At 71.0% G+C, this 25,209-nt stretch carries 23 protein-coding genes and 1 pseudogene; 11 read left to right on the forward strand and 13 right to left on the reverse strand.

Annotated features, from left to right (window positions below):
• Positions 1–378, reverse strand: a pseudogene (locus ABT297_RS29885) (hypothetical protein); the annotation flags it as partial.
• 387 nt (positions 379–765) lie between these two features.
• Here ABT297_RS29885 and ABT297_RS29890 point away from each other — a divergent pair.
• Together ABT297_RS29890 and ABT297_RS29895 are read left to right on the forward strand one after the other, a co-directional pair.
• The gene (locus ABT297_RS29890; RefSeq protein WP_350555653.1) at positions 766–1,176 is read left to right on the forward strand and encodes a hypothetical protein; all 411 of its coding nucleotides are present in this window, start codon (positions 766–768) and stop codon (positions 1,174–1,176) included.
• Positions 1,177–1,353: 177 nt separating this feature from the next.
• Complete coding sequence (locus ABT297_RS29895; protein WP_350555655.1) at positions 1,354–1,692, forward strand: hypothetical protein; 339 nt, start codon at positions 1,354–1,356, stop codon at positions 1,690–1,692.
• Between the two features lie 10 nt (positions 1,693–1,702).
• Here ABT297_RS29895 and ABT297_RS29900 read toward each other — a convergent pair whose 3' ends face one another.
• Complete coding sequence (locus tag ABT297_RS29900) at positions 1,703–2,401, reverse strand: FKBP-type peptidyl-prolyl cis-trans isomerase (RefSeq protein ID WP_350555657.1); 699 nt, start codon at positions 2,399–2,401, stop codon at positions 1,703–1,705.
• A 429-nt stretch (positions 2,402–2,830) separates the two neighbouring features.
• Here ABT297_RS29900 and ABT297_RS29905 point away from each other — a divergent pair, with 429 nt between their 5' ends.
• From ABT297_RS29905 to ABT297_RS29915, 3 genes are read left to right on the forward strand one after another with little or no spacing between them, the layout of a single operon-like run.
• On the forward strand, positions 2,831–3,067 hold the full coding sequence (locus ABT297_RS29905; RefSeq protein WP_350555735.1) for a hypothetical protein: 237 nt from the start codon (positions 2,831–2,833) through the stop codon (positions 3,065–3,067).
• Complete coding sequence (locus ABT297_RS29910) at positions 3,064–4,011, forward strand: substrate-binding domain-containing protein (RefSeq protein ID WP_350555659.1); 948 nt, start codon at positions 3,064–3,066, stop codon at positions 4,009–4,011. The genes ABT297_RS29905 and ABT297_RS29910 overlap by 4 nt, the downstream gene beginning before the upstream one ends.
• Before the next feature lie 9 nt (positions 4,012–4,020).
• A complete protein-coding gene (locus ABT297_RS29915) occupies positions 4,021–5,820 on the forward strand; it encodes a discoidin domain-containing protein (RefSeq protein ID WP_350555660.1) in 1,800 nt (599 codons plus the stop codon).
• An 89-nt stretch (positions 5,821–5,909) separates the two neighbouring features.
• Here ABT297_RS29915 and ABT297_RS29920 read toward each other — a convergent pair whose 3' ends face one another.
• The 5 genes from ABT297_RS29920 to ABT297_RS29940 are packed head-to-tail and all read right to left on the reverse strand — an operon-like array spanning position 5,910 to position 12,558.
• A complete protein-coding gene (locus ABT297_RS29920) occupies positions 5,910–7,481 on the reverse strand; it encodes an ABC transporter substrate-binding protein (RefSeq protein ID WP_350555662.1) in 1,572 nt (523 codons plus the stop codon).
• Positions 7,482–7,491: 10 nt separating this feature from the next.
• Positions 7,492–8,490: an oligopeptide/dipeptide ABC transporter ATP-binding protein gene (locus ABT297_RS29925; RefSeq protein ID WP_350555664.1), complete on the reverse strand. Its 999-nt coding sequence runs from the start codon at positions 8,488–8,490 to the stop codon at positions 7,492–7,494.
• The gene (locus ABT297_RS29930) at positions 8,487–10,397 is read right to left on the reverse strand and encodes a dipeptide/oligopeptide/nickel ABC transporter permease/ATP-binding protein (RefSeq protein ID WP_350555666.1); all 1,911 of its coding nucleotides are present in this window, start codon (positions 10,395–10,397) and stop codon (positions 8,487–8,489) included. Before ABT297_RS29930 ends, ABT297_RS29925 begins: the two co-directional genes overlap by 4 nt.
• Positions 10,394–11,335, reverse strand: coding sequence for an ABC transporter permease (locus tag ABT297_RS29935; RefSeq protein WP_350555668.1), 942 nt, complete (start codon positions 11,333–11,335; stop codon positions 10,394–10,396). The genes ABT297_RS29930 and ABT297_RS29935 overlap by 4 nt, the downstream gene beginning before the upstream one ends.
• Before the next feature lie 5 nt (positions 11,336–11,340).
• The gene (locus ABT297_RS29940) at positions 11,341–12,558 is read right to left on the reverse strand and encodes an acyltransferase family protein (RefSeq protein ID WP_350555670.1); all 1,218 of its coding nucleotides are present in this window, start codon (positions 12,556–12,558) and stop codon (positions 11,341–11,343) included.
• A gap of 200 nt (positions 12,559–12,758) precedes the next feature.
• Between ABT297_RS29940 and ABT297_RS29945 the strand changes: the two genes are divergently transcribed.
• The 5 genes from ABT297_RS29945 to ABT297_RS29965 all read left to right on the forward strand — a co-directional run bounded on the left by ABT297_RS29945 (position 12,759) and on the right by ABT297_RS29965 (position 17,132).
• Entirely contained in the window at positions 12,759–13,232 is a 474-nt protein-coding gene (locus ABT297_RS29945; RefSeq protein ID WP_350555672.1) for an SgcJ/EcaC family oxidoreductase, read from the forward strand.
• A 29-nt stretch (positions 13,233–13,261) separates the two neighbouring features.
• Positions 13,262–13,717: an SgcJ/EcaC family oxidoreductase gene (locus tag ABT297_RS29950; RefSeq protein WP_350555674.1), complete on the forward strand. Its 456-nt coding sequence runs from the start codon at positions 13,262–13,264 to the stop codon at positions 13,715–13,717.
• Positions 13,718–13,738: 21 nt separating this feature from the next.
• Positions 13,739–14,215, forward strand: a complete 477-nt coding sequence (locus tag ABT297_RS29955; protein ID WP_350555676.1) for an SgcJ/EcaC family oxidoreductase — start codon at positions 13,739–13,741, stop codon at positions 14,213–14,215.
• A gap of 117 nt (positions 14,216–14,332) precedes the next feature.
• Positions 14,333–15,910 (forward strand): GMC family oxidoreductase, encoded by a 1,578-nt coding sequence (locus tag ABT297_RS29960; RefSeq protein ID WP_350555678.1) that lies wholly within the window; start codon positions 14,333–14,335, stop codon positions 15,908–15,910.
• A gap of 34 nt (positions 15,911–15,944) precedes the next feature.
• Complete coding sequence (locus ABT297_RS29965) at positions 15,945–17,132, forward strand: acyl-CoA dehydrogenase family protein (RefSeq protein WP_350555680.1); 1,188 nt, start codon at positions 15,945–15,947, stop codon at positions 17,130–17,132.
• 62 nt (positions 17,133–17,194) lie between these two features.
• Here ABT297_RS29965 and ABT297_RS29970 read toward each other — a convergent pair whose 3' ends face one another.
• Entirely contained in the window at positions 17,195–18,649 is a 1,455-nt protein-coding gene (locus ABT297_RS29970) for an FAD-dependent oxidoreductase (protein ID WP_350555682.1), read from the reverse strand.
• A gap of 223 nt (positions 18,650–18,872) precedes the next feature.
• On the opposite strand from ABT297_RS29970, the gene ABT297_RS29975 reads away from it, so the two are divergent.
• Entirely contained in the window at positions 18,873–19,679 is an 807-nt protein-coding gene (locus ABT297_RS29975; RefSeq protein ID WP_350555684.1) for a TIGR03084 family metal-binding protein, read from the forward strand.
• Positions 19,680–19,734: 55 nt separating this feature from the next.
• Here the strand turns inward: ABT297_RS29975 and ABT297_RS29980 are convergent, their stop codons facing one another.
• The 5 genes from ABT297_RS29980 to ABT297_RS30000 all read right to left on the reverse strand — a co-directional run bounded on the left by ABT297_RS29980 (position 19,735) and on the right by ABT297_RS30000 (position 25,131).
• Positions 19,735–20,385, reverse strand: coding sequence for a MerR family transcriptional regulator (locus ABT297_RS29980; RefSeq protein WP_350555686.1), 651 nt, complete (start codon positions 20,383–20,385; stop codon positions 19,735–19,737).
• Positions 20,386–20,573: 188 nt separating this feature from the next.
• Entirely contained in the window at positions 20,574–21,374 is an 801-nt protein-coding gene (locus ABT297_RS29985) for a helix-turn-helix domain-containing protein (protein ID WP_350555688.1), read from the reverse strand.
• A gap of 438 nt (positions 21,375–21,812) precedes the next feature.
• Positions 21,813–22,916: a carboxymuconolactone decarboxylase family protein gene (locus tag ABT297_RS29990; RefSeq protein ID WP_350555690.1), complete on the reverse strand. Its 1,104-nt coding sequence runs from the start codon at positions 22,914–22,916 to the stop codon at positions 21,813–21,815.
• A gap of 68 nt (positions 22,917–22,984) precedes the next feature.
• On the reverse strand, positions 22,985–24,604 hold the full coding sequence (locus tag ABT297_RS29995; protein WP_350555692.1) for an FAD-dependent oxidoreductase: 1,620 nt from the start codon (positions 24,602–24,604) through the stop codon (positions 22,985–22,987).
• Complete coding sequence (locus tag ABT297_RS30000; RefSeq protein ID WP_350555694.1) at positions 24,601–25,131, reverse strand: DUF5987 family protein; 531 nt, start codon at positions 25,129–25,131, stop codon at positions 24,601–24,603. Before ABT297_RS30000 ends, ABT297_RS29995 begins: the two co-directional genes overlap by 4 nt.
• Between the last annotated feature and the right edge of the window lie 78 nt (positions 25,132–25,209).

Genomic DNA, 25,209 nt, shown 5'->3' on the forward strand with positions numbered 1-25,209 from the left:
TGCGCGACGACGCTTCGGGCCAGGACCGGGCCGCCCGTCGCCGTCCACCTGGCGGGGTGCGGGTTCGCGGTCGTTCGCCGCGGTGTTGCTCGCGGAATGTTGTGCCTGGTCAGGCTGCGTGACCGGCGGAGGTGGCGAGGGCGGCACCGGCCCCTGCACCGAGCCGTGCACCGAACCGTCGCGCTGGTCGCTGATCGCTGGCGGGGTGTCGCCGCGGAGACGGCGGAGTTTGTCGGCGTGACGTCTGGCGAGGCCCCAGTCTCGATGCCGTGCGTGCTCACGGCGGAACTGCTCATTCGCCGGAGAATAACGACGTGACCTGGTGCGGTCACGCATGGCAGCCAACTCCGCCCTTGAAAACAATCCCAGCTGCCCCATGCATGCAATTATCTCAGAATCCGGCCGAAACCACCGCCCCGAACGGCAGTCCATATCAAGGTGATCTCAACGAGGATGCCTGCGAAATCTGGATGACACGCCTGGGTCATCCACACTGGACAATTATGGACGGGGCGTGGAACCTTCGGTAGGTGAGTTCTCACCACAAGATCCTTCTCCACGGTGAGGACTCCACGTGATCACATACCGTGCCATGGTCGACGTGCCCAAGGAACTGGTGGCCGCCCCATGTCGCGTGATCGATTCGACACGCCTTCGCCGTATACAGCAAGGCCGTGCCAACGGGAATTTCGGCCGAGCAATGCACCAGACAAATCCGGCCGGTTCGGTACAATAAGCCGCGAGCGGGCTGGTTACGATCTGTGTATGTCTGTCCATGGGTCGATCGCGGGATTGGCGTCCGTTTTGCTCGCATTCGCGGCGCTGAGTGGATGCGGCGAAGCGCCCGGCGGCGACGGCGGCCCGACCGGCACCGTGGCCGGAACGATCGTGCTGTCCGGCGGTTCGCAGCCCATGACTCTCCCGGGCGCGTCGCCGACTCTCCCGGGCGCGTCGCCGGCCGAGCCACCCGGCGCCCCCGGCACTGTGACGGTCAGCCGCGACGGAGGCGAGGTCGCCAGGCAGAAGCTCACCGAGGGCGAACGCTTCCAGTTCAGTCTGCCGCCCGGCACATATGAGCTGAGGGCCGTTAGCGTCGATGGCATCTGCCTCGCGCAGGCGGTCACGGTTGCCGTCAACGCCGAACAGGACATCAAACTGGTCTGTCAGCGCAAATGAGCTCGACCCGCTGCGCCAAGCCGCTATGGAGATGTCCATCAACATTCATCCCCCAAGGAAGTGAGGCGACCGGGCGTGGACCGGTGGCGGCACCAATCAGGCATTACCTCGGCCGGGTGTCGTCTCGATATTCGATAGAAAAAGAGATACGTCAATCTCTTCTTGGGGTGGATCTCGATGCGGTTCCTCGAGAACGGAAGTACATACACGATCGTTTCGACCGATGATGAGGGTCCGGACCTCATCATCATCGCGCCGCCAACGTTGCCCGATACTCAGATCCTCTGCGAGGAGTACACCTTTGACGGCGTCCTGCGGGAGGACGTCGTAGAGTTCGCCGCGGCGATCTTGAGGGGTTCCGCGCGGCTGTCGATCACCGGAGGGCTCTGGCGGTTCACGCGGTTGTCGGTGACGACCGCTGGCGGCACACACGTGGCGGGCCGGCGCTACAGGAACGACCTGGAACCTTGGGAAGCCCGCCTGGTGGATGCCGCCGACGTCGGCGGTGTGCCTTAACGTGGCCCGGCTACGCGACGGACAGGACGTCGACGATGAACCGCAGCGTGCCGCCCGGCGCTCCGCCGGCCGGGTGGTCGCCATAGGCCAGGGCGGCCGGGATGTCCAACTGCACCCGGCTGCCGACCTTGACCCCCACGAGGCCCTGGTCCCATCCCTTGATGACCTTGCCGCCACCGAGGGGGAAGCTGAACGGCTGCGAACGTCGCCAGGACGAGTCGAACTCCTTGCCGTCGGCGAACGTGACACCCACGTAGTTCACCGTGATCGTCTGTCCCGACTGCGCGGCCGCGCCATTGCCCTCGATCAGCGTGGTCACCTCGAGCTTGGACACGCTCCCACTGCCGGCCTTGGCAGCGGGCTTGGTGGACAGGGCCGGGTCGGCACCCTCCGGCACCGGCGGGAATGCCGGCCGCGTGGCCTCGGCGGTGGTGTCCGCGCTTGCGGCGGAGCCGGCGCCGACGCTGCTCTGGGTCGGCGTCGCCGGGTCGTCGGACCGGACCGCCAGCACCACCACGACGGCGATGACGGCGATGACGGCCGCCGCCGCGCCGGCGACGGTCAGCACCTGGCGACGCTTGGCCGCGGCTGCGGCCCGCGCCTTGGCGGCCTTGGCGGCGGTGCGCTTCTCGGCCTTGGACGGCAGAGCCGAGCCGGTGCCGGGACGGTTGGGGGCGGCAGGACGCTGCCGGGCGGCGCGATCGTTCACCGGAACACCGTACGGCACCGCCGTCACGCGATCACGCAGGGCTGCCGGCATGGCGGACATCGAAGACGGTGACGCTGCCCGCACTGTCGCCGTGCTGAGCGATCCCCCGGCCATAGAGGGTCTTGACTTGCTCCCCGGTACGCCGGGTAGATTAATGGCAGCGCTGTCATGACGGCAGCCGCTTCGACGGTTGTGCCTCGGCCGTCATTGCCCGTAACACCTCGCCGGACGGCGCCGGCGGACCGCCAGAACCATTCGTGCAGCGAATTGGCGCGCCCGCACGCACACCGCCGAAAGAGGAGGGGCTTCAGCATGCCCGTTGCCACCGTGCGCAATCCCGGTACCGGCGCTGCCCGCGCACGAGCGGGAGGCGCCGCTGCGCCGGGTCGCCGACCTCATCGAGGCCGAGCGTGAGGACAGCGTGAGGACCTGGCCCGGCTGCTCGCGACTGAGAACGGCAAGCCCGTCCAGCAGGCCCGCGGCGAGGTCGAGGCGGTCGTGCGCATCTTCCGTGGCTACGCGGGCGAGGCTACCCCTTCGGTGACCCTGGCGCTACGGGAGGTGCACAAGGACTTCTGGCAGCAGGTGCCGAAGGGACTGATCATCGTCGCGGTCATCCTCGTGCAGCGCACGAACCGGCCGCGCTCCGCGAAAGGACGCGCATGAAGAAGCTCCTCATCGGCTTGGTGGCCGCCGGCGTCGCATTATCCGCCGCCGCCTGCAAAGGCGACGACGCCGGCGGCGGCGCGAAGACGTACACCATCGGGATCGCCAACTTCCTGCTCAGCGGGCCGTACTTCAGCGGCATGGACAACGCCATCGCCGCGCAGGCCAAGACGAAGGGCAACGTCCGGACCATCAGCACCGACGCCGGCGGTGACGCGGCGAAGCTCGCCGCGAACGTGGAGGACCTGCTGAGCAAGAACGTCGACGCGATCATCATCTCCGGCGGCCCGCTGGAGTCGGCGCCGGCCGCGCTCAACGCCATCAAGGCGGCCGGCAAGCCGGTCGTGCTCGTCGACCGTAAGTTCGCGGTGGGGGAGTACACCAGCTGGATCGGCCCGGACAACGAGGCGATCGGCAAGCAGGACGGGCAGTTCCTCAGCCAGCGGCTCACCGGCGGTGGCAAGGTCGCCGTCATCAAGGGCGGACCGGCCGACAACTCCATCGGCCTGGCCCGCACCAGCGGGCTGAAGTCGGTGCTGGGCAAGGACTCCAGGTTCACGCTTGTCGAGGCGCCCGACTTCGGCAACTGGGGCTCCGACGGCGGGCTGACGGTCATGGAGGGGCTGTTGACCCAGCACCCGGACCTGGTCGCGGTCTTCTGCGAGAACGACGCGATGTGCCTCGGCGCGCAGCGCGCGATCGCCTCGGCGAACAAGACCGGCCAGATCGTGCTCGCCGGCGTCGACGGCCAGGCCGAGGCGCTCAAAGCGATCCTCGACGGCACCAACTACGTCGTCACCGGCCTCAACAGCCCCAACGTCATCGGCAAGCTGGCGCTGGACCGGACCGTCAACGTGCTCGGCGGGGCGAAGGTCGAGAAGGACACGGTCGTGCCGTCGCCGCAGATCACCAAGGAAACCGCCGCGCAGTACCTGAACTCCTGAGGAATCGCCATGAGACTTCATTTCGCAGTGGCGGCGACAGTCGCGGCCGCGTCGCTGGTCGCCGTCCCGCTGGTCGCCGCGCCGCCGGCCCTCGCCGCACCGAACTGGCGCCTGCTGTACTCCGAGAACTTCGCCACCGCGTTCAACAGCGACTCGGTGCCGTGGGCGCGCGACACGTACGCCACCGGCTTCGACACCATCACCGACGACGCGGGCCAGTGGTACCGCAACGACTACGGCCCCGCCTGGACCACCCAGCTCAACTCGTTCGGCACCTACCGCAAGGAGTTCCGCGTCGGCCAGGACGGCTGGCTGACCGCGTCGCTGTCGGCGCGGGACTTCAACGCGGACGGCGTCATCGAGTCGCCGCCCTCGATCACCACCCAGGCGCTGGGCAACGAGCACGTCGCGGTGCTCAACGTGCCGGAGAACACCGGCGGGGCCATCTTCCGGCCCACGAACCGGCTGCCGGACCAGTACCGCATCGAGTACAAGCTCAAGACGCTCAACTTCGGCGGCAAGCGCAACGGCGCCATCAACTACGACGGGAAGATCAACGGCTACAACGCGACCGGCTGCAAGACCCAGCACCCGTGGGGCGAGGGGTCGAGGTCGCCGGGCTGGAGCGGCGACGCGTCGGTGCCGTACTGCCAGTGGCAGGGCGTGCGCGAGGGCACGTACGGGTACAACGGCTTCCACTTCCTGTCCATTGTGGACTTTCCGAACCCGGCGCCGCGCAACAACCACTTCTGGCACTACCACCGCAAGGTGCTCATGGACCAGTTCGCCCAGCATCCGGACCGGGTCGGCACCGGCACGGGCGGGCGCGTCTGCAACTCCGCCAACAACACCTACTACAACTACCGCGACGGCAACTTCAACACCGTCAACATGTGGATCAGCGGCATGCCGAACTGGAACCCCGGCCCCGGCGGCCTGCCCGGCAACTCCCAGTGGTTCATGACCAGCTGCTCCGGCGGCGTCGCCGAGAACCAGCTCTCCAGCGCCGCCGAGCTGCAGCCGGAGCTGATGCCCAACGAGTACTACACCTTCGCCATCGAGCGCGACGCGACCGGGTACACGCTGGAGGCCAGCGGCAACTTCGCCCGCGCCGGGCAGAAGACGCTGCGCTTCCACCGCGACTTCGTCGTCAACAACGTGCCGATCTGGCACTACAACACCACCGCCGCGGAGTACAACGGGCAGTTCAACGGCACGCTCACGCAGAACGACGCCAACGGCAGCGCCTCGTGGCCCAACCAGTGGCCGGCCGGCTCGTCCTACCCGGACTACTTCGTCATCGGCGACCTGTACACCAACGCGTACGAGGGCAACGCAGGCCTGACCGACATCAAGCTGTTCGTCCCCGACACCGCGACCCCGAACCCGAACCTGGCGCTGAACAAGCCGGCCACCGCCTCGGGGCAGTGCGCCGCCTCCGAGGGCCCAGAGAAGGCGGTCAACGGAAGCTGGACCGGCGGCAACGCCGACAAGTGGTGCGCGCTCGGCTCGAACAAGTGGCTGCGGGCGGACCTGCAGACCAACCAGACCGTCGGCAAGGTGGTGCTGCGCCACGCGGCCGCCGGCGGCGAGAAGGCGAGCTGGAACACCAAGGACTTCGACGTCCAGGTGAGCACCGACGGCAACACCTGGACGACGGTCGCCTCGGCGCGGGGCAACACCGCGGGCGTCACCACGCACACCTTCACACCGCGGGCGACGCGGTACGTCCGCCTGAATGTGATCACCCCGACCAGCGACTCCGACACCGCGGCGCGCATATACGAAATGGAGGCCTACGCGTCGTAGCCCGCCACGCGGACACCCGGCGTCCCGCTGCCGCCCCGGCGCGGGACGCCGCCCCGCGCCGGTCCGGATATGCGAAACAGGCCGACGGGTTACGCCGCCGCCGGGCGCACCGTCGCGACGTTGGGCAGGCCGTTGTCGGAGGTCTGCTCGACACCTGCCACCCGCGGGCCCATCACCGCGATGCCCTCGATGCGTACCACGGGCGCGAACCAGGCCAGCTCCGTCAGCCGCGCGTTCGCCTGCCGGTAGAGGCCGGCCTGCGCGGCCTGGTCGGCCTCGTTGCTCGCCTGGGTCAGCAGCCCGGTGAGGGCCTCGTCCTGAGTCGCGAACGGGTTGAACGGGTTGGCCACCGGCAGCGCGAAGTTCAGCGACAGCAGGTAGGTCGGCAGGTTGCCGAACGCGTAGCCGCTCACCGGGAACTTGCGCGACAGCACGCTCTGCTGCCATTGCGCCATCTGGGCGTCGGTGTTCAGCTCCACGGTCACACCGATCTCTTTCCACTGCGCGGCGACCGCCTGGGTGACCAGACCGATGCCGAACGCGCCGGTCGAGGCGATCCGCAGCGTGAACCCGCCGGCGTAGCCCGCCTCGGCGAGCAGGCGCTTGGCACGCTCGGGATCGTGCGGATAGCGGGCGTCAAGGGCTTTGTCGTAGCCGTCGAAGCCGGGTGCGGCGGTCTGGCTCGTGGGCTTTGCGAACTCGCCGAAGAGCGCGGTGGCGATCGCCTCGCGGTCGATGGCGTAGCTGAGCGCCTGGCGCACCCTGACGTCCTTGAGCTGCGGGGCGACCGTGCCGTCCCGGTCGGCCAGCATCATGCCGATCATGGCGACGCTGGAGGTGACGTGCTTGAGCCCGGCGGCCTTCACCGCCGGCCCCGCGTCGGCGTTCAGCGACGCGTAGTCGATCTGGTTGGCCTGGATGGCCTGGACGGTGGCGTTGGCGTCGGGGATCACCCGGACCACGACCTTCTGCCAGTGCTGCCCGTTCTTGTTCCAGTAGTTCGGGTTGATCGTGTACGTGTAGTGGTCGTTCGGCACGGTGCCGGCCGGATCCAGGACGTATGGGCCGGCGCCGAAGGTCCGCTCGGCGAGCGTTGCCTGGTCGGCGAGGCCGGCCGGTGAAACGACCGAGCCGGAGAGCACGGCCTGGCTGAACAGCTGCCGCATGACCGGGTTGGGCGACTTGTTCGTGACCACGATCGTCGACGCGTCGCTGGCCGTGATGCCGGTGATGGTGCCGGCCCAGGACTTCGCGTTCGGGCTCACCTTCAGCATGTACTGCAGCGACGCCACCACAGCCGCGGCGTCCAGCGGTGTGCCGTCGGCGAACTTCAGACCCGGCCGCAGCCTCATCTGGAAGATCTTGTTCTCGGTGTCGGTGTAGCCGTACGACTCGGCGAGGTCGCCGCTGTACGTCCGGTCGGCGTTGAGCCGGATCAGCGACGCATACCCCAGCGAGGCGGTCTGGATGTTGTTCGGGTCGACGTTCGCCTTGTATGGGTCGAGCGTCGGGGCTGCGGAGACGGCGATCGTCAGGGTGCGGCCGGCCTTGTCGCCGGCCGGTGCCGCTCCGCCGGAGCAGGCGGTGAGGGCGGTGAACGTGGCGAGGATGGTCGCGGCCAGTAAGCCGTGGCGCGCGCGGGAGCGGACGAGCTGTGCCATGACGGACCTTTCAGTGAGTGCCAGTGCTGAGGTGAACCTCGCTGAGTTCGTGCTGACGCACGCAGCTGACCAGCGACCCGGTGGCCGACTCGCGCAGCGGCGGCCGGCGGGCAAGGCATACCGGCGCGACGTATGGGCAGCGGCTCGCGAAGCGACAGCCCGGCCGGTCGGCCGCGCCGGGCGTCGCGGACAGTACCGGCGCCGGCCCGGCCGGCGGCACGAGTGGGGGCCGATGCCCGGGATCGGGCACCGGGGCGGCCGCGATCAGCGCACGGGTGTACGGGTGGGCCGGGCGGGACACGACGGTCGCGGTGCGGCCGGCCTCCATGACCTGCCCCCGGTAGAGGACCACAACACGGTGCGAGAGATGGCGTACCACCGCGAGGTCATGGGTGATGAACAGGTACCCGAGGCCGAGATCGGCCCGCAGGTCGAGCAGCAGGTTGATGATCTGGGCCTGCACCGACGTGTCCAGGCCACTGACCGGCTCGTCGCAGATCACCAGGCGGGGCAGGTTGACCAGCGCCCGGGCGATGACGATGCGCTGGCGCTGCCCGCCGGAGAACTCCGCCGGGTAACGGCGCGCGGCGTCCGCCGGCAGGCCGACCCGTTCCAGCGCCGCCGCGACGAGCTCACGCCGCCCGCTGCGGCGGACCTCCCGGCGGGCCAGCAGCGGCTCGGCGAGCGTGTCGCCAATGGTGCGGGCCGGGTTGAGCGAGCTGTACGGGTCCTGGAAGACCATCTGCAGGGCCGCGCTGAGCCGCCGGCGGGCCCGGCGGCCGGCCCGGGTGACGTCCGCGCCGTCGAAACGGATCGAGCCGCCCGACACGGGCGTCAGGCCGGTGACCGCCCGGGCGATCGTCGACTTGCCGGAGCCCGATTCGCCGACCAGGCCGACCGTCTCGCCGGGCGCCACCGACAGGCTCACGCCGTCGACGGCGCGGACGAGCCGCCGCCCCCGTGAGAAGTCCACCCGCAGGTCGCGAATGTCGAGCAGTGCGCCGGTCACGGCCTGCCCCCCACGGTGTCGAGCGCCCCGGTCCGCAGGCACCGCGTGGCGTGGCGCGGATCCGGCCGGCGCAGTGACACCGGGACGTCACGGCAGGCGGGCGTGACGTAACGGCATCGGTCGGCGAAGCGGCACCCGGCCGGCCAGTCGCCGGGCGCGGGTACGGTGCCGGCGATGGCCGGCAGCCGGCCCCCCTCGGCGATCCGGTGCGGGTCGGCGGCCAGCAGCGCCGCGGTGTAGGGGTGCGCGGGCCGGGCGAACATGGTCGGCACGTCGCAGTCCTCCACGACCTCGCCCGCGTACATCACCACCGCCCGGTCGCAGGTCTGCGCGACCACGCCGAGGTCGTGCGTGACCAGGAGTACCGCCATCCGCCGATCGATCGCCAGCCGGCGCAGCAGGCCGGTGATCTCCGCCTGTACCGTGACGTCCAGCGCGGTCGTCGGCTCGTCCGCGATCAGCAGGCGAGGGGAGCCGGCCAGCGCGAATGCGATCGCCACCCGTTGCGCCATGCCGCCCGACATCTGGTGCGGATACAGCCGGGCGACCGCGTGCGGTTCGGGGAAGCCCACGTCGTGCAGCAACTCGACCGCGCGCAGGCGGGCGGCGGCGCGGGACGCCCCGGTGTGCCGGCGCACCGCCTCGGCCAGCTGTGTCCCGGCCCGCTCGGCCGGGTCGAGCCCGGCCGACGGCTCCTGCGCGACGTAGCCGATCCCCCGGCCCCGCACGGCGTGCCACTGTGGCGCGCTCGCCCGGACCAGGTCGACGCCGGCGAAGCCGCAGGACCCGCCGGTGATCCGGCCGCCGCCCGGCACCAGTCCGAGGACGCTCAGCGCGGTGACCGTCTTGCCGCATCCGGACTCACCGATCAACCCGACGACCTCGCCGTCGCCGATGTCGAAGGAGACGTCGCTGACCACGGCGATATCGGTTTGCCCCCGGGCGGTGCGCGCCGGGATCGCCACGGTCAGGCCACGCACCGAGAGCAGCCTCTCCGGGTCCGGCTGCCCGGGTGTCCCTGGTCGCTGCGGCGGCGCGGGGGCGGCGGCGCGGCGGGACCGGGCGGGGGCGAGCTTCCGCGCGGACCACCGTCCGGTGCTGCCGTCCCGCGCGGCGTCACCGAGGAGGCTGATCGCCAGCACGGTGAGCACGACGGCGAGACCGGGCGGGACAAGGGCCCATGGCGCCTCGGTCATGACGGCGCGGGCCTCGGCGATCATGCCGCCCCAGCTCGGCTGTGGCGGTGGCGGCCCGAACCCGAGGAAGGCCAGCCCGGCCTGCGTCACGAGCGAGATGCACGCGATGAGGGCGGTCTGGACGATGACGAGGCCGGTCAGCCTCGGCAGGAGGTGACGACGCAGGATCTGCGCGCCGGACAGCCCGGACACCTTCGCCGCGGCGATGAACAGCTCCTCGCGGGTGGACCTGGTCGCCGAGCGGACCACCCGGATCAGCCCGGACGCCATCAGCACGCCGAACGTGGCCATCGCGGCGGCGACGTTGTTGCGGAACACCGCCATGACCACCAGCAGCAGGATCATTCCCGGCACGGCGAACAGCACGTCGGACAGGCGCAGCACCAGCGCGTCCGCCACCCCGCCGAGATAGCCGGCGGCCAGGCCCAGCGTCACACCGACCAGGACCGCGACGCCGGTGGCGATGGCGACCCCCGACAGGGTGCTGCCACCGCCGTGCACCAGCCGGCTCAGCAAGTCCTGGCCGAGGCGATCGGTGCCCAGGGGATGCGCCGGCGTCGGGCCGCGCAGCGCATTGCGCAGATCCTGCCGGGCCGGGTCGGTACCGGTCACCAGCCGTGGGAAGAGCGAGCAGGCGATGACGACGACGAGCCAGAGCAGCCCGGCGGCGGCGAGAGGCCGGCGCAGCAGGGTCTTGGGGCCGCGGGTCATCGGGTCCGCACCCGCGGGTCGAGCCACGCCTGTAACAGGTCCACGACCAGGCCGACGGCGATCACGATGAGCGTGAAGGAGACGACCGCGCCCTGGAGCACGGGGATGTCGTGCTGCATCGCGGCGACGACCGCTCCCGACCCGATCCCCGGCAGGCCGAAGATGTTCTCGATGAGCACGGCGGCACCGAGCAGGCCGGCGCAGACCACGCCGAGCAGCGAGATGATCGGGACCGCCGCGTTGCGCAGCACATGCCGGAAGAGGATCGACCGGCGAGACAGCCCGTTGGCCTCGAAGACCCGCACGTACTCCCGGCTCAGCACGTCGAGCACGGCGTCCCGGGTCTGCTTGGCCACCGCCGTCGCCGCGGCGAGCGACGCCGCGGCGACCGGCAGCACGAGTGAGCGGAGCCAGCCGATCGGCGACTCGGCGATCGGTGTGTATCCCGTCGCCGGGAACAGCCGCCAGTGCACGGCGAACCAGGACACGAACAGCAGGCCGAGCCAGAAGCCGGGGACGGCGAGCCCGGCGACGGACAGCACGTCGATCAGCCGGCCCAGCGCGCCGCCGCGCACGGCGCTGAGCATGCCGAGCCCGACGCCGAGCAGTCCGGCCGCCAGCGTGGCCAGCACGACCAGCGACAGGGTCGGGGCGAGCCGGGCGCCCATGAGCCGGCCGACGTCACCGCCGGTGACCAGCGAGTGCCCGAGGTCGCCTCGCAGCGCTCGGCCGAGCCAATCGAGGTACTGCGGCAGTATCGGGCGGTCCAGTCCCAGCTCCTGCCGTAACTCGCTGACCTGCTGCTCGGTGGCGAGCTGGCCCAGCACGGACCGGGCCGGGTCGCCGGGCACCAGCGAGACGAGGACGAACGAGAAGAACGTGACGACGAAGAGCATCGGCACGGCCCAGACGAGGCGCCGCGTCACCAAGCGGACCACGGCGGTTACTCCGTCGCCAGGGCCGCTTCGACCGTCGGCCGCGCCTGACGCCGCAGCCGGCGGCCGTTGAGCAGCGAACCAAGGAACGTGTAGCGCACGAGGTACCGGTAGCTGAGCAGCAGCACCGGGAACGCGATCGCCAGGATCAGCACGTACTTGACGAGCCATGGCAGCGGAACCCGCATGAACGCGGCCTGCAGCAGCATCACGACCGGCAGGTGACTGATGTAGATCCAGTACGACGCGTCGGCAACATACCGAACCGGGGCCCGATACACCGACAGATAACGCACCGCCAGCCCGACGATGCCCATGGTCCACGCCCAGATGGCCAGCACGTAGACGATCGCGTAGCCGACCTTCGCCCCCTGCGACCGCGCGGTGTCGAAGGAAGCGGCGGTTCCGGCCAGCCAGAGCGCGGCACCGGTCAGGACGACCGCGGCGACGAGGTAGCGCCGCCAGCGCCGCTCCCACAGCCGCAACAGATCGCTCTGCCGCTGCAAGAGCCAGCCGAACCCGAACGCGGTCGCGTAGGCGACCAGCGCGCCCGCGTTGGGCAGGAGCCCGTTCTCCGCGGCCGGCACCCCGAACCACAGCGCCCAGCCGGACTTGAGGATCAGGGTCAGGCACAGCGGGGCCCCGAGCACCAGCGGTGTCAGGTCGGCCCGGACGATGCCGCGGACCAGCGGATCGACGATCCGCGCCCGCCCGGCGCCGGTGCGATCCACCACCGCCGCGATGCCGCGCAGGGCCAAGGCGCCGACGTAGAGCAGCAGCAGGTAGTACAGGAACCACAGGTGGGTCAGCGGGAACGTCCGCAGCGTCATCGCGGCGGGCGGCGACGTCTTGCCGGCCTGGGCGTCGGCCCAGATGATCGCGATGACGGTCATCACCATCACGACCGGCCAGAAGATGAGCAGCGGTGCGAGGATGCGTTTGGCCCGGTCCCGCACGAAGCCCGGCGTGCCGCGGCGGTGCAGCAGCATCCGCCCGAAGAATCCCGCGATCAGAAAGAACAGCGTCATCCGGAATATGTGCAACACGAAGTAGACCGCGTTCATCACCGGGCTGGTCGAGTTGTCGCCGACCACCCAGAACGGCGGTTCCATGAAGGACAGTGTGGCGTGGAAGGCGACGCCGAGCAGGAGTGCCCCGCCCCGCAGCGCGTCCATTGCGTGCAGGCGATTGTCGCCGCCGATGCCGGCGGCAATGTCAGTCGTCATGAGTCGGCTCCGCCGCTGGTTGGTCGTTGGGCTCCCGGAACCGTACCGGCGTGGCGATCGTGCGGACATCTTCGATGTTGCCCAGTTTCCTGCGGCGCGGTGCTCCGGCGCCTCAGCAATATGAGAGGTGCAGCGCGGGTGGGCGTGCGTGACGATCGGCGTCAGTCACTGCGGTGCCGAATCCGGAATGGAGCTCTGACATGACCACGACCACTGGCCAGGTGGCGGACCAGGCCAAGCTGGACGCCTACTACGGGCCGTTCACCGACGACAAGCAGAAGGAGGTCCTCAGCGTGCCGCTGCGGCTCGTCGCGGCGTGGGCGCGCAATGACGCGGCCGGCGTGGCCGACGTCTTCACCGAGGACGGCATCCTCATCCTGCCCGGTGACGTGTACAAGCGGGGCCGCGACGAGATCCGTTCGTTCATGGCCGCCGCCTACGCGGGACCGTTCAAGGACAGCAACGTCACCGGCCAGCCCGCGGACCTGCGGATCATCTCGGACGACGTGGCGCTGATCCGCACCCACGGCGGCATCCTGGCCCCCGGCGAGACCGAGATCGCGCCGGAACTCGCCGTGCGCTCGACGTGGGTCGCCGTCAAGAAGGACGGCGAGTGGCAGCTCGCCGGCTACCAGAACAGCCCTCGCGGCGCCGGCGCGACGCTGCGCTGGTGACGACCACTACCGACGACCTAGGAGACAGCATGACCAAGGAAGCGGCGGCGCTCGTCGAGGGTGCCAAGCAGTGGGCGACCTACTACGGCGAGTACTCCAACGGGCCGGAGGGGCACGCCCTGACCGCACAGCTACGGGCCCGGGCGGCGTGGGCGGAGAACAACGCGGACGCGTTCGCCGACATCTTCATCGACAACGGCAGCGCGCTGTTCGGGGACACCCAGCTCAAGGGCCGCGAGGAGATCCGCGGCTACCTGGTGGAGGCGTTCGCCGGGCCGTACAAGGCGACCCGGCTCTTCGAGGAGCCGCGCGAGGTCCGGTTGCTGACCGATTCGAGCGCGATCATCGTCACCGACGGCGGCCTCGTGCGCGAGGGGGAGGAGACCGTCGACCCGGCCAACCTGGTCCGCGCGATGTGGGTCGCGGTCAGGCACGACGGCGACTGGCGGATCGTCTCCTACCAGTCCTGCCCGATCAGGAACTGACGCCGGACGAAGGGGCGCACCATGAACACGACCTCGTGGGGTGACGCGTCGGCGCTGCTCGCCGACGCCGGGGTGGCGGAGGACGCGTCCTACTACCGCCAGTTCACGCGGGATCGGGAGCGGGCCGCGCTCACCGTGGCCATGCGCATCCAGGCCGCGTGGAAGGTGAACGACCCGGACGCGTTCGCCGACGTGTTCACCGAGAACGGAAGTCTCCTCATGCGCGACGAGCAACTCACCAGTCGCGAGGACATCCGCTCGTACATGACCCGGGGTTTCCAAGGCCCGCTCAAGGGCGCCCACGTCAAGGGCTGGCCCATCGCCGTCACGTTCCTCGGCGATGACGTGGCCATGTTCGTCACCGAGGGCGGCATTCTGATGCCCGGCGACCGGGAAATCCAGGACAGCAACCTGATCCGGGCCACGTGGGTGGTCGTCAGGCAGCCCGACGGCCGGCTCGGTCTCGTCTCACATCAAGGCAGTCCGATCAAAGGTTGACGCGACAGCGCAACCCACCTCACGTGCGGCCCGCAGCGACGGCCTCGGCCATCCTGCGGGACGCCCGTGTCCAGATCTGGGTGAGCCGGCAGTCAGCCATCCACAAAGGAGGGTCAGATGTACGACTACGTTATCGTCGGCGCGGGATCGGCCGGCTGCGTCCTCGCCGCCAGACTGTCGGAGGACCCCGACGTCAAGGTGTGCCTCATCGAGGCGGGACCGGCGGACGTCGCGGAGAACATCCATGTGCCGGTGGCCTTCGGCCGGCTCTTCCGCACGCAGCTGGACTGGGACCTCGCCACCCACGAGGAGCGTTTCCTCGGGCGGCGCCGGATCTACCTGCCCCGAGGGCGGGTGCTGGGCGGCACCAGCTCCATCAACACCATGGTCTACGTCCGCGGCAATCCCATCGACTTCGACGGGTGGGGCCAGCCCGGCTGGCGCTACGACGACCTGCTGCCCTACTTCAAGCGCTCCGAGGACAACGAGCGCGGCGAGTCGTACTACCACGGCATGGGCGGTCCGCTGCGAGTCTCCGACGGCCGGGACCGCAACCCGATGTCCGCCGCCTTCATCGAAGCCGGCGCTCAGGCCGGGTACCCCATCAACGACGACTTCAACGGGGAGAGCCAGGACGGGTTCGGCTTCTTCCAGCTCACCCAGCGCGACGGCCGCCGGGCCAGCACGGCGACCGAGTTCCTGCACCCGGCCGGCCGGCGGCCCAACCTGACCGTCGAGACCAACCTGCAGGTGCACCGGGTGCTGACGGACAACGGCCGGGCGGTCGGGGTGACCGGGGCGCGACTGGACGAGATCGTCACGATCCGGGCGGAGCGTGAGGTCATCGTCTGCGCCGGGGCCTACCACTCGCCGCAGCTGCTGATGCTCTCCGGCATCGGGCCGGCGGGCCTGCTCGACGTGCTCGGCATCCCGGTCGTGCTGGACCAGCCGCAGGTCGGGCAGAATCTGCAGGACCACGCCCTGATTCCGCTGGTCTACACCCACGACATCCCGATCAGTCTGCTCGTCGCCGGGCAGCCCGAGCACGTCGAGCAGTTCGTCACCCACGGGCGCGGCCCGCTGACCGCGAACGGCCCGGAGTCGGGCGGATTCATCCGGACCAGCGCCGGCCTGCCGGCACCGGATGTCGAGTTCCTCGGCGCGCCGGTGATGTTCGCGGACAGCGGCCTGGGCACCCCGACGCACCACTCGTTCTCGTTCGGCCCGTCGATGCTCGCCCCCCGCAGCCGCGGCAGCGTGCAGCTCGCGCTGGCCGACCCGACCGCGAAGCCGAAGATCGTGCACAACTACTTCGAGCAGCCGGCCGATCTGGACGACGCCGTCACGGCGACCCGGATCGGCATGCACATCGCGCGGCAGGAGGCGCTGGCGCCCTACACGGTGGGCCAGTTCGAGCCGCCGGCCTCGGACTCGGACGCCGACCTGCGGGCGTACATCCGGCAGTACGCCCACTCGATTTTCCACCCGGCGGGCACCTGCGCGATGGGTGCCGTCGTCGACCCGCAACTGCGCGTGCTCGGGGTCGACGGCCTGCGGGTCGTCGACGCGTCGGTGATGCCGACCCAGGTGCGCGGCAACCCGAACGCGGCCGTTATCGCGATCGCCGAGAAGGCGGCCTCGCTCATCAGCGGCGCCGCGACACTGCGCTCGCCGGTGACCGCGACCGCCCACTGATCGTGTCGAGAAGGCTCGTGACCCAGGAGGAGACATGACCAGCGCTATCACCGCACCACCCCGGGAGGAGCTGGTTCGGCGCGCCGCCGAGCTGGTGCCCGTGCTGCGCAGGCACGCCGAGTGGCAGGACGAGAACCGGCGGCTGCACGACGAGGCCCTCGAGGGCCTGGCCGACATGGGGTACTTCCGGATGCGGGTGCCCAGCCGCTTCGGCGGCTACGAGTCCGACGCGCGGACGCTGAACGAGGTCCTGGCGCAGCTCGGCCGCGGTGACGGCTCCGTGGCCTGGAACGCGTCGGTGTGGCCGATCCCCGGCTGGATGGTCGGGATGTTCCCGGAGGAGGTCCAGCAGGAGGTCTACTCGACCCCCAACGTGCGCGTCTGCGGCACGCTCAGCCCGTCCGCGACCGCCACCACGAAGCCCGGCGGCATCGTCGTCAACGGACGGTGGGGCTTCATCAGCGGTGCCCTCCACAGCCACTGGCAGGAGGTCATCGCGATGGCGCCGGCGCCGGACGGGGTCAACATGTGGCCGGTGGTGGCGCTCGTCCCGATGTCCGACCTGGAGATCGTCGACGACTGGAACACCTTCGGTCTGCGCGGCTCGGGCAGCGTCACCACGGTCGCCAATGACGTCTTCGTCCCGCAGGAGCGGGTGCTGCCGATGCCGGCCGTGCTGCAGGGGCAGTCGGCCGCGCCGCTGAACAACGCGCTGCCCATGTACCGCAGCCCGCTGCTCGGGGTCGCCAACGCCACCTCGGTCGGCATGCTGGCCGGCCTCGCCAAGGGCGCGCTGGAGCTGTTCCTGGAGCGGCTGGACGGCCGCTCGATCGCCTACACCACCTATGGCAAGCAGAGCGAGGCTCCGGTCACCCACGTGCAGGTGGCCGAGGCGGCCATGAAGGTCGACCAGTGCGAGTTCCACGCCGAGCGGGTGGCCCGCCTGGTCGACGCCAAGGGCGTCAGCGGCGAGCCGTGGACGCTGCCGGAGCGGGCGCGCACCCGGGCCGATGTCGGCATCATCTGCAAGCTGGGCCGGGAGGCGATCGACCTGCTGAGCCTGGCCAGCGGTGGCTCGTCGCTCTACCGCGACGTGCCGATCCAGCGTTTCGCCCGCGACATACACGCGGCCAACCTGCACGCGCTCATGGTGCCGACGACGAACCTCGAGCTGTACGGCCGGGTGCTGTGCGGCCTGGAGCCGAACACGCAGTACATCTGAGGCCCACGGCGAAGGCCGGGTCACCGCCTGGTGACCCGGCCTTCGCTTCGCCGCGAGGCTCGCTACACGGCCGTGCTGACCGGCGACGCCGGCCGGGTCGTCGTGGCCCCGTTCGTGGCCGGCAGGTCCCGGGAGCGCCACAACACCCGCGCCACCAGTGCCGGACGCCAGAGCTTGCCGGGCCGGTCGACCAGTCCGGTGACCCGCATCAGCGCGGTCGTCGCGGCCGGGTCCTTGGTCGTGGCGTACTGCAGGCGCCTCATGTAGGCGTTGAAGAGCCTGACCCGCGGCGGGCGCTCACCGGGTACCCCCGGGAAGTCCAGGTCCCCGCGGGTGGAGATGCGCCACGCGTCGGTGATGGCCCGGGCGAAGGCCGTCGCGAGCGCCAGCGAGTCCGGATGGCCGCCGCTGCGGAGGCGCTCGCGCAGCGCCATGGCCATCATCGCCGCGACCGTCATCCCCTGCCCGTAGACCGGGTTGAAGCTGCAGACGGCGTCGCCGAGCACCACCAGCCGGTCGGGAAACCGGGTCAGCCGTTCGTAGTGCACCCATACGCTCGCCGGCACCGTGAACGTCGCCGCTTCGCTGGTCGGCTCGGCGTCACGGATCGCCTCGTAGATCTCCGGCACCGGCAGGGACCGGGTGTACTCCAGGAATCCCTCGTCATCGGCGGGCGGATGGTCGCCCAGGATGCCGGTCAGCGACAGCCGGCAGTCGCCGGTGATCGCCTGTCCGAAGAACGCGCCGCGGGGATGGTTCGGCGACGCCACCGGGTTGATCGCCTGCGGCGGGCCGAACGTGCCCGGCCGCCGGCGGAAGCTGCGAGTGGTGTACGCCAGGCCGATCTTCACCCGCTCGACCGGCGGGCGCTCGTAGCCGAGCTCGGCCAGCCAGGCCGGCGTCCGGGAGCCCCGCCCGGCCGTGTCGACGACCAGGTCCGCGGCCAGGTCCAGCTCGGCGCCGGTGCCCTCGCGCAGCCGCACGCCGATGACCCGAGCCCGGTCCGGGGTGGTCAGCAGGCCGGCGACCTCGGTGGATTGCCGGTACGTGACGTTGGGCAGCGCGGCGACCCGGTTGCGCAGGTAGTTCTCCAGCACCGGGCGGGACCCGGCGATGGAGCGCAGGCCGGTGTCGGCGGGGCGGATCGGGCGCCCGTCGAAGTACCACCGCATGCCGCCGAAGTCACGGACCGTGAGACCGGCCAGTTCCCGGGTCTCGTCGAGCAGGTTCGGGAAGAGCTCCGAGAGGATGTGATACCCGCGGGCGTGCAGGCCGTGGGCGTGGGCGCCGTGCGGCACGCCGCGCCGCGGCCCGGCCACCCCCAGCACCTCATCGCGGTCGACGACGACGACCTCGCCGTACGACTCCGACAGCACCCGCGCCGCCAGCGTGCCGGCGATGCTCCCGCCGATGACGACGGCACGCTGCCCGACCGGTTCGCCCGGGCGGGCGGCGGGCCGGCGAGGGCGGCGCAGGGCACGGGCAACCCGGCCGGACAACGCAAGGGAAGTGCCCATGGATGGCCTCCAACGGAAGAAGTTCGCAAGGCAGGAGCCCCGAGCGGGCAGCCTCATGCAAGCACGGCGCAGACCGGCGTCGCTTCCTTCAACGTGCCGTGCTCGATGGGCCGCCGCCGTGGACCAGGGCAGACACGGGTGTTGAGCACAGCTGAAGACGACAGGGTCCACCGGCCCCGGGGATGCTCGGGTGCGAGCATCGACTGCGAAGGATGTGAACCGCGTGACGGACAATGCCAATGTCATCGCCGACCTCGCCGCCGACGGCGACGAGGTCGACCGCCTGGTGAGCGGCCTGGAAGCCGCACAGTGGCAGACGCCGACGCCGGCTCCCGGCTGGACCGTCGCCCACCAGATCGCCCACCTCGCCGCCACGTTCCGGATGGCGGGACTGGCCGCGTCGGACCCGGAGCGGTTCAAGGCGTTCGCCGGCGGCCTCGGCCCCGACTTCGACGCCAACGTGCGGGCGGCGCTCGGCGAGTTCCTCGACGATCCGCCGGACGTGCTGCTGCGCCGCTGGCGGGAGCAGCGTCAGGCGGCGCAGCGGGCGCTCGGCGCGCTGCCGCCCGGCCACCTGGTGCCCTGGCTCGTCCGGCCGCTGCCCGCCGCCGTCCTGGCCGCCGCCGGGATGATGGAGCTGTTCGGCCACGGGCAGGACATCGCCGACGCCCTCGGCGTGCGCCGCGGGTACACCGATCGCATCGGGCACCTCGTCGAGTTCGCCGCGCGGACGTGGGACTTCGGCTACCTTGCCCGGGGTCTCGCGGTGCCGCAGGTGCGGTTGCGACTGGAGCTGACCGCTCCGTCGGGCCGGGAGTGGACCTTCGGGCCGGCCGAGTCGCCGGAGCGGGTGACCGGACCGGCCGTCGACCTCTGCCTGCTGGTGACCCGCCGGCGGCACCGCGACGACCTGTCGCTCAAGGCCACCGGCGCGGTCGCGGAGCACTGGCTGGACATCGCGCAGGCATATCGCGGTCCGGCCGGTGAGGGGCGCCGCCCGGGCCAGTTCCCCCCGATCGACGGGGACTGAGGCCACCGGGCGTGCGTGGTGCGGGTTGGGCGGTCGTCGCCGGTGCGGCGTCCGCTCAGCTTGCCTTCCGCCGCGGTGCCGCGCCGTACCGCAGCTCCACGTGGTGCTCGAGCGCCATCCGCCGCATCGAGGACATCGCCACCTCGAGCAGCACCATCCGGATGACGGCGGCCGCCCGTTCGGCGTCGGCCTCCTCGGGCTCCAACAGGCTCAGCTCCCGCACCGCGAGCCGCTCGGCGGCCTCGGCGTACGGTATGAAGAAGTCCGTGCCGCAATGGCAACCGAGCGAGCGTAAGGCGGCCAGCACGAGGGCCAGCCACGCCCGCCCCGGCGCGTCGTCGTCGACGTGCCAGCCGAGTTCCTTGACGAGCGTGTTGACTTCGTCCCTCTCGGCGCGGATCGATTCTGCCGTGGTGGCGTCGAGGCCCTCCTCGGGCAGGGTGGTCCGGTTCACCACGCCGTATAGTGCCGGAAGGGCCAGCCGGTCGTCCTCGATGGCGCCGATCAGCAGGCGCACCGACGAGAGGTCGAGCCCGCCGATGTTCGTGAACGCCCGGATGAGCCGCAGCCGCCGCAGGTGCGCTTCGCCGTACTCGGCCTGGTTGCGGGCCGTCGGCCGGCCCGGCTGGAGGAGCTGTTCCCGGAGGTAGAACTTGATCGTGGCTACGGGGACGCCGGTCCCGCGGCTGAGGTCCGAGATGCGCATCGCTCTCCTCGTCCGGCCGATGCCCGAGCAGCTCAGGCATTCCTCGGCTTCAATCTACGTTCCCGGCGTGGGCGATGTCGTCTCCGGGCTTGCGCGATCGGCCCGGACGGGCGCCGAGGCACGGACAACGGCCCCGTCGCCGGCGACCGCGGTGGTCGCCGGCCCCGGGTCCGATCCTTGGTCGCGGGTCAGGCGGCTATCGGGTCCGCGAAGCCGGCCTGCCGGCGGGTGCGGGCGAGGGCCAGCTTCCGCACGTCCAGCAGCGCCAGCAGGACCGGGGGATCGACCACGCGGACCGGCTCCAGCTCGAGGTCGAGCCGCAGCATCGTGTCCTCCCGGACGGTGATGGGGCCGTAGGTGGCCACCGACACGGACTGCCCGGTCCGATCGTCGTCGCGCACCAGCGCCTCCGCGTCGTGCCCGACCGACTGCGCCAGCACGTACCAGCTCCCGGTCGGCACCATCTCGAACGAGAACGTCCCGCGCCCCGGCAGCACCGAACACCGAACCGGAGCTCCCTCGGGGATACGGTCCGGGAACAGACCGATGAACACCACGCCAGTGGAGTTGGGGGCGGCGTGGCGGATTTCGCCGTAGACGCTGGCCGACGATGGGCGGGGCGGCCGGCCGCGATTGGCGGTGGGAATGTCGAAGGCGTATCCGGCCGTGCGGCGGTACGTCGTCGGTGACAGGCCGACGCTGCGGCTGAACCGCGAGCTGAAGGTGCCGACGCTCTTGTACCCCACGAGCAGGCTGATGTCGGCGACGTTCATCGAGGTGGATACCAGTAACTGCTTGGCCCGCTGCAGGCGTAAGGCGGACAGGAACCGGCCCGGGGAGACACCGGTGGCGCGCTGGAAGATCCGGGTGAAGTGGAACTTGCTGAACATGGCGGCCCGTGCCATGTCGTCGACGGTGAGCTCCTCGCCGAGGTTCTCTCTCATCGTAACGATGGCTCGCCGTACAGCTTGCTCGATTGCGCCGTCCACAGTACCTCCGATCCGTTGTAGCCAATTCGCCCCCCGCATTGTTGGTTATTTTCAGCGGTGTGCTGAATGTTGGCTGAGCCGGAACGGGTAAAGTCGACAGCGTGATTAAGAAAAGCGCGAGCTGCTGGATTGCTCCGGCGTTCGCTGCCATTCCGGTTGCCCAAAACGACGTTAGCTGAGCTGGCTGACGTTTGGCAACGCTGCCGCTACCGGTGCCCCGGCGGTGCGCAACATGGAAGTACAAACTGCCGTTCACCTGCGAGTTTGTCCATCGGGCGGCGAAGGTAAGCCAGTGTCGAAGTAGATAGCCGAGATTGCCGAGCGGCATTGTTCATTGGGCTGAAAACCATTATTTTGACCGTGCCCGGAAACCTTAAGGCAAGGATCCGGAGTGGCTCGTGGGGTCCGCGGTGCGCGATTGACGGTCCACGGGCCGGCTCATTGCGGCTGCGCCGGCAGGCCCCGGCCCAGCGCCGCGCCGATGTGCCGCGCCGCCGCGAAGCTCGCCCACGACGCCAGCTCCACCACCGCGGCGTCGCCGCCGCCCTGCGCGCGGACCTCCGCGACGAGGTCGTCGGTGACGCGGTAGGCAGCGACCGCGACCAGCACCGCGAGGCGGCCCTGCGCCCGCAGCCGGTCCGGCAGGGCGGCGACGACGCCGTCGAGCCAGTCGCGCGTGCTGATCCCGGGCAGGTCCGCCGCCGCGCTGGCCAGCCGGGCGTGGACCAGCCGGCGCACCGGCTCCGGCACGGACCGCGCGCCGATGCCGTCGATGGTCGCGGCGGCGCGGCGCAGCGCACCGGCCACGGCCGGCGCGGCGGCCGGTGGACCGGCCCACGCCAGGTCGTCGCCCCCCGCAGCGCCCAGCGGCGGCTCCGGCAGCAGGTCCAGCGACCGTCCCGGCTCGACCCGAGCTGAGGCCAGCCCGCCCATCATCCGCGCGGCGAACCGGCGCAGGACGGTCTCGGTGGCCGGCGGGACGGCCGGTAGCGGCGAGTCGGACAGGAAGACGCTCACCATCCGGTTGATGTGGTGGAAGGTGACCGCCACGCCGATGAGCTCCGGCGCATGCGTCTGCGGGAACGGCGCCGCGGGCGTCCCGCCGGGCGCGGCCAGGCCGCTGCCCCGGGCCCACCGGGCGATGGCGCGCAGCCGGGGGTCGGCGACGTCGTCGATCCGGTCGGCGGCGACCGCGTCGGCGTCGGCGCTGCGCAGCAGGCCCGCCAGCACGGCGCCGTGGACGTCTACGCAGTATGGGCAGGCGTTGGCCAGCGACACCGCGGCGGCCACGACCTCCTTCGCGGCCCGATCCACCTGTCCGCCGGCGACCAGCGTCTCGCGCAGCATCAGCCAGGTGGCGGCGAGCGACTCCGGCGAGGCCGCGTGCAGGACCAGCGGGGGCGCGAGGAGGCCGAAGTCCGTCTCCATCTGCCGGTACACCTGGCGGACCAGGCCGTTGGCGGCGGTCCAGCCGACCGGCCGGACGTGGCGGATGTGGCCCAACCCGATCCGCCGGGTCGCCCGAGCGAACAGTGAGGTCACGGCGATCTCCTCTCAGCGGGCGGCGGCGCCGGCCGGTTCGGGTCCGGGCCGGCGCCGGCCGGTGCGGATCAGGCTCCCGAGGTAACGGGCTGGACGGGCAGCGGCGCGCCGTAGGTGACGGAGATGCCGCGCTCCCGCGCGGCGCGGACGATGCCCGGCATCGCGCGTTCGGCCAGGGCCGAGATGGTCAGCGCCGGGTTGACCGTGAGCGCGGTGGGCACCGCCGAGCCGTCGGTGACGAAGATGCCCGGGTGCCCGCGCAGCTCGTGCGTGTCGTCGAGCGCCGAGGTTTGCGGGTCGTCACCGACGCGGCAGGAGGCCAGCGGGTGCACGGTGTACGCCCCGACGAGATCGTTCGTCCACGGCATCACCCGGGCCAGCCCGTCGCGCTCCAGGATGTCCTTGATCTCGGCGTCGGCGAGCGCCCAGCCGCGCTGGGTGTTCGCCGTCGGGCGGTAGCGCAACGGCCCGTTGCCCAGCATCTGCTGGGACAGCCGATGCGCATTGCCGGTCGCCGGCGGCGGCCCGAAGACGCCCTCGTTGTCATCCTCGGACATGATGAAGATGGTCAGCCAGGACTGCCACCGCCGCACCAGCTCCTTCTTCTCCACGCCGAACCAGGTGGGTCCGGTGGCGTCGGGCACCTGGGCGAGGATGGTGCCCAGACCCGGCGGGAAGTACAACTGCTCCAGGGAGAACCGCTCGAACTCCGGCAGGCCGGGATCCAGCCGGTCCCAGCTGGCCACGACCGGTCCCCGGCCGATCTGGTACGCCGAGTAGGCGCGACCATCGCCGCGGTCCAGGCCGAGCACCTCCCGCACCCGGTCCTCGTCGAAGACCGCGGTGTTGAGCCGCTCGCCGTTGCCGGAGAAGTAACGGCCGACGGCGTGCGGCATCGGGCCGAGCTCCGGCTCGGAGCGCTGGAGGATCACCGGCGTGGCGCCCGCGCCGGCGGCCAGGATGACGAGCTTCGCGTCGATGCTGCCGCCGTCGTGCAGGACCCGGTAGTCCTCGTCGTCCACGATGCGGTAGTGCACGCGGTAGCCGCCGGAGTCGGTGCGCGAAAGGTGCTGCACCTCGTGCATCGGCCGGATCTGCGCCCCGTGAGCGAGCGCCGCCGGCAGGTAGTTGAGCAGCAGCGAGCGCTTCGCGTCGAACTTGCACCCGGCCATCATCCAGTTGCAGTTCGTGCACAGCCCGACGTCGATGGCCGACGGCACCGGGTTGGCGGTGCGCCCGGCGTGCGCGCAGGCCGCCGCCCACAGCCCGCCGGCGTAGGGCACCTTGTCCCACGACGAGCGGGTCACCGGCAGCGACTCGGCCACCCGGTCGTACCACGGGTCGAGCGTGTCCCGGCTGATCGAGGCCGGCCACACCCGCCGGCCGATGCTGCCGCGGCGCTCGAAGACGAACCGCGGCGCGCGGGGCATCGTCGCGAAGTACACGACGCTGCCGCCGCCGACGCAGTTGCCGCCGAGGACGCTGATGCCGTCGCCCACCACGAAGTCGAAGACGCGCGTGTACGACGAGCCGAGCTTGAAGTCGTGGTCGAACTCGTCGGCGTTCAGCCACGGTCCCCGCTCCAGCACGACAACCTTGGCACCGCCGGCCGCCAGGTGGTACGCGGCGATGGCCCCACCGAAGCCGCTGCCGATGACGAGGACGTCGGTGGTCTCGACGGCGCTCATGCCGGGCTGCCCGTCGCGGTGGTCGCCGGGTGCAGCGGCGCCAGGGGACGGCCGTACGAATACCGAGGAAAGCCCCACAGCCCGTCGTCGCGCGGGCCGAAGTAGCCCAGGTCGCGTAGCCCCGGGTGTCCGCCCCTGAGCGCGTCCGCGGTGTGCATGTGCGCGGCGCTGTCGTACGCCATGTTGCTGAACAGCGCCAGGCCCACCCACATCTGGTGCTCCGGATGCCCGGGCGTGGTGAGCCGCAGCACGAGCGCCGTGCGGTCGGCGAACGGCAGTGCGACGAACGGCGGCAGGTCGGCGGCGAGCGTCAGCCCGCACTCCTCGGCATACGCCTGCGCGTGCTCGTTGAGCGAGAACGCCAGCGCGTCGAGCGCGTCGGCGAGGCCGCCGCCCGGCTGCTCCAGCAGTTCGACGGCGCCCGCCTCCACCGCGCCGGCGCCGTCGGCCGCCCCGGCGACGACGCGGTCGTCGGCTGAGCGCTTCGCGCCGGGCACGATCGTGTCGGCATAGGCCTCGATCGTCATCGTTCTCTCTGCGTACGGGTCCAACGTCTCCGGTTGCACCGGGCGCCTCCTGTCCGTCGTAGTTCGTCCGCGCCGGGC

It is taken from the genome of Dactylosporangium sp. NPDC000555, from assembly GCF_040300025.1.
Taxonomy (GTDB): Bacteria; Actinomycetota; Actinomycetes; order Mycobacteriales; family Micromonosporaceae; genus Dactylosporangium.

Excerpts from the sequence above, each read along its gene's own strand:
- ABT297_RS29890 (WP_350555653.1), top strand. The coding sequence starts at position 766 with ATGTCTGTCCATGGGTCGATCGCGGGATTGGCGTCCGTTTTGCTCGCA.
- ABT297_RS29895 (WP_350555655.1), top strand. The coding sequence starts at position 1,354 with ATGCGGTTCCTCGAGAACGGAAGTACATACACGATCGTTTCGACCGAT.
- ABT297_RS29910 (WP_350555659.1), top strand. The coding sequence starts at position 3,064 with ATGAAGAAGCTCCTCATCGGCTTGGTGGCCGCCGGCGTCGCATTATCC.
- ABT297_RS29915 (WP_350555660.1), top strand. The coding sequence starts at position 4,021 with ATGAGACTTCATTTCGCAGTGGCGGCGACAGTCGCGGCCGCGTCGCTG.
- ABT297_RS29920 (WP_350555662.1), bottom strand. The coding sequence starts at position 7,481 with ATGGCACAGCTCGTCCGCTCCCGCGCGCGCCACGGCTTACTGGCCGCG.
- ABT297_RS29930 (WP_350555666.1), bottom strand. The coding sequence starts at position 10,397 with ATGACCCGCGGCCCCAAGACCCTGCTGCGCCGGCCTCTCGCCGCCGCC.
- ABT297_RS29940 (WP_350555670.1), bottom strand. The coding sequence starts at position 12,558 with ATGACGACTGACATTGCCGCCGGCATCGGCGGCGACAATCGCCTGCAC.
- ABT297_RS29945 (WP_350555672.1), top strand. The coding sequence starts at position 12,759 with ATGACCACGACCACTGGCCAGGTGGCGGACCAGGCCAAGCTGGACGCC.
- ABT297_RS29950 (WP_350555674.1), top strand. The coding sequence starts at position 13,262 with ATGACCAAGGAAGCGGCGGCGCTCGTCGAGGGTGCCAAGCAGTGGGCG.
- ABT297_RS29955 (WP_350555676.1), top strand. The coding sequence starts at position 13,739 with ATGAACACGACCTCGTGGGGTGACGCGTCGGCGCTGCTCGCCGACGCC.
- ABT297_RS29960 (WP_350555678.1), top strand. The coding sequence starts at position 14,333 with ATGTACGACTACGTTATCGTCGGCGCGGGATCGGCCGGCTGCGTCCTC.
- ABT297_RS29965 (WP_350555680.1), top strand. The coding sequence starts at position 15,945 with ATGACCAGCGCTATCACCGCACCACCCCGGGAGGAGCTGGTTCGGCGC.
- ABT297_RS29970 (WP_350555682.1), bottom strand. The coding sequence starts at position 18,649 with ATGGGCACTTCCCTTGCGTTGTCCGGCCGGGTTGCCCGTGCCCTGCGC.
- ABT297_RS29980 (WP_350555686.1), bottom strand. The coding sequence starts at position 20,385 with ATGCGCATCTCGGACCTCAGCCGCGGGACCGGCGTCCCCGTAGCCACG.
- ABT297_RS29995 (WP_350555692.1), bottom strand. The coding sequence starts at position 24,604 with ATGAGCGCCGTCGAGACCACCGACGTCCTCGTCATCGGCAGCGGCTTC.
- ABT297_RS30000 (WP_350555694.1), bottom strand. The coding sequence starts at position 25,131 with ATGACGATCGAGGCCTATGCCGACACGATCGTGCCCGGCGCGAAGCGC.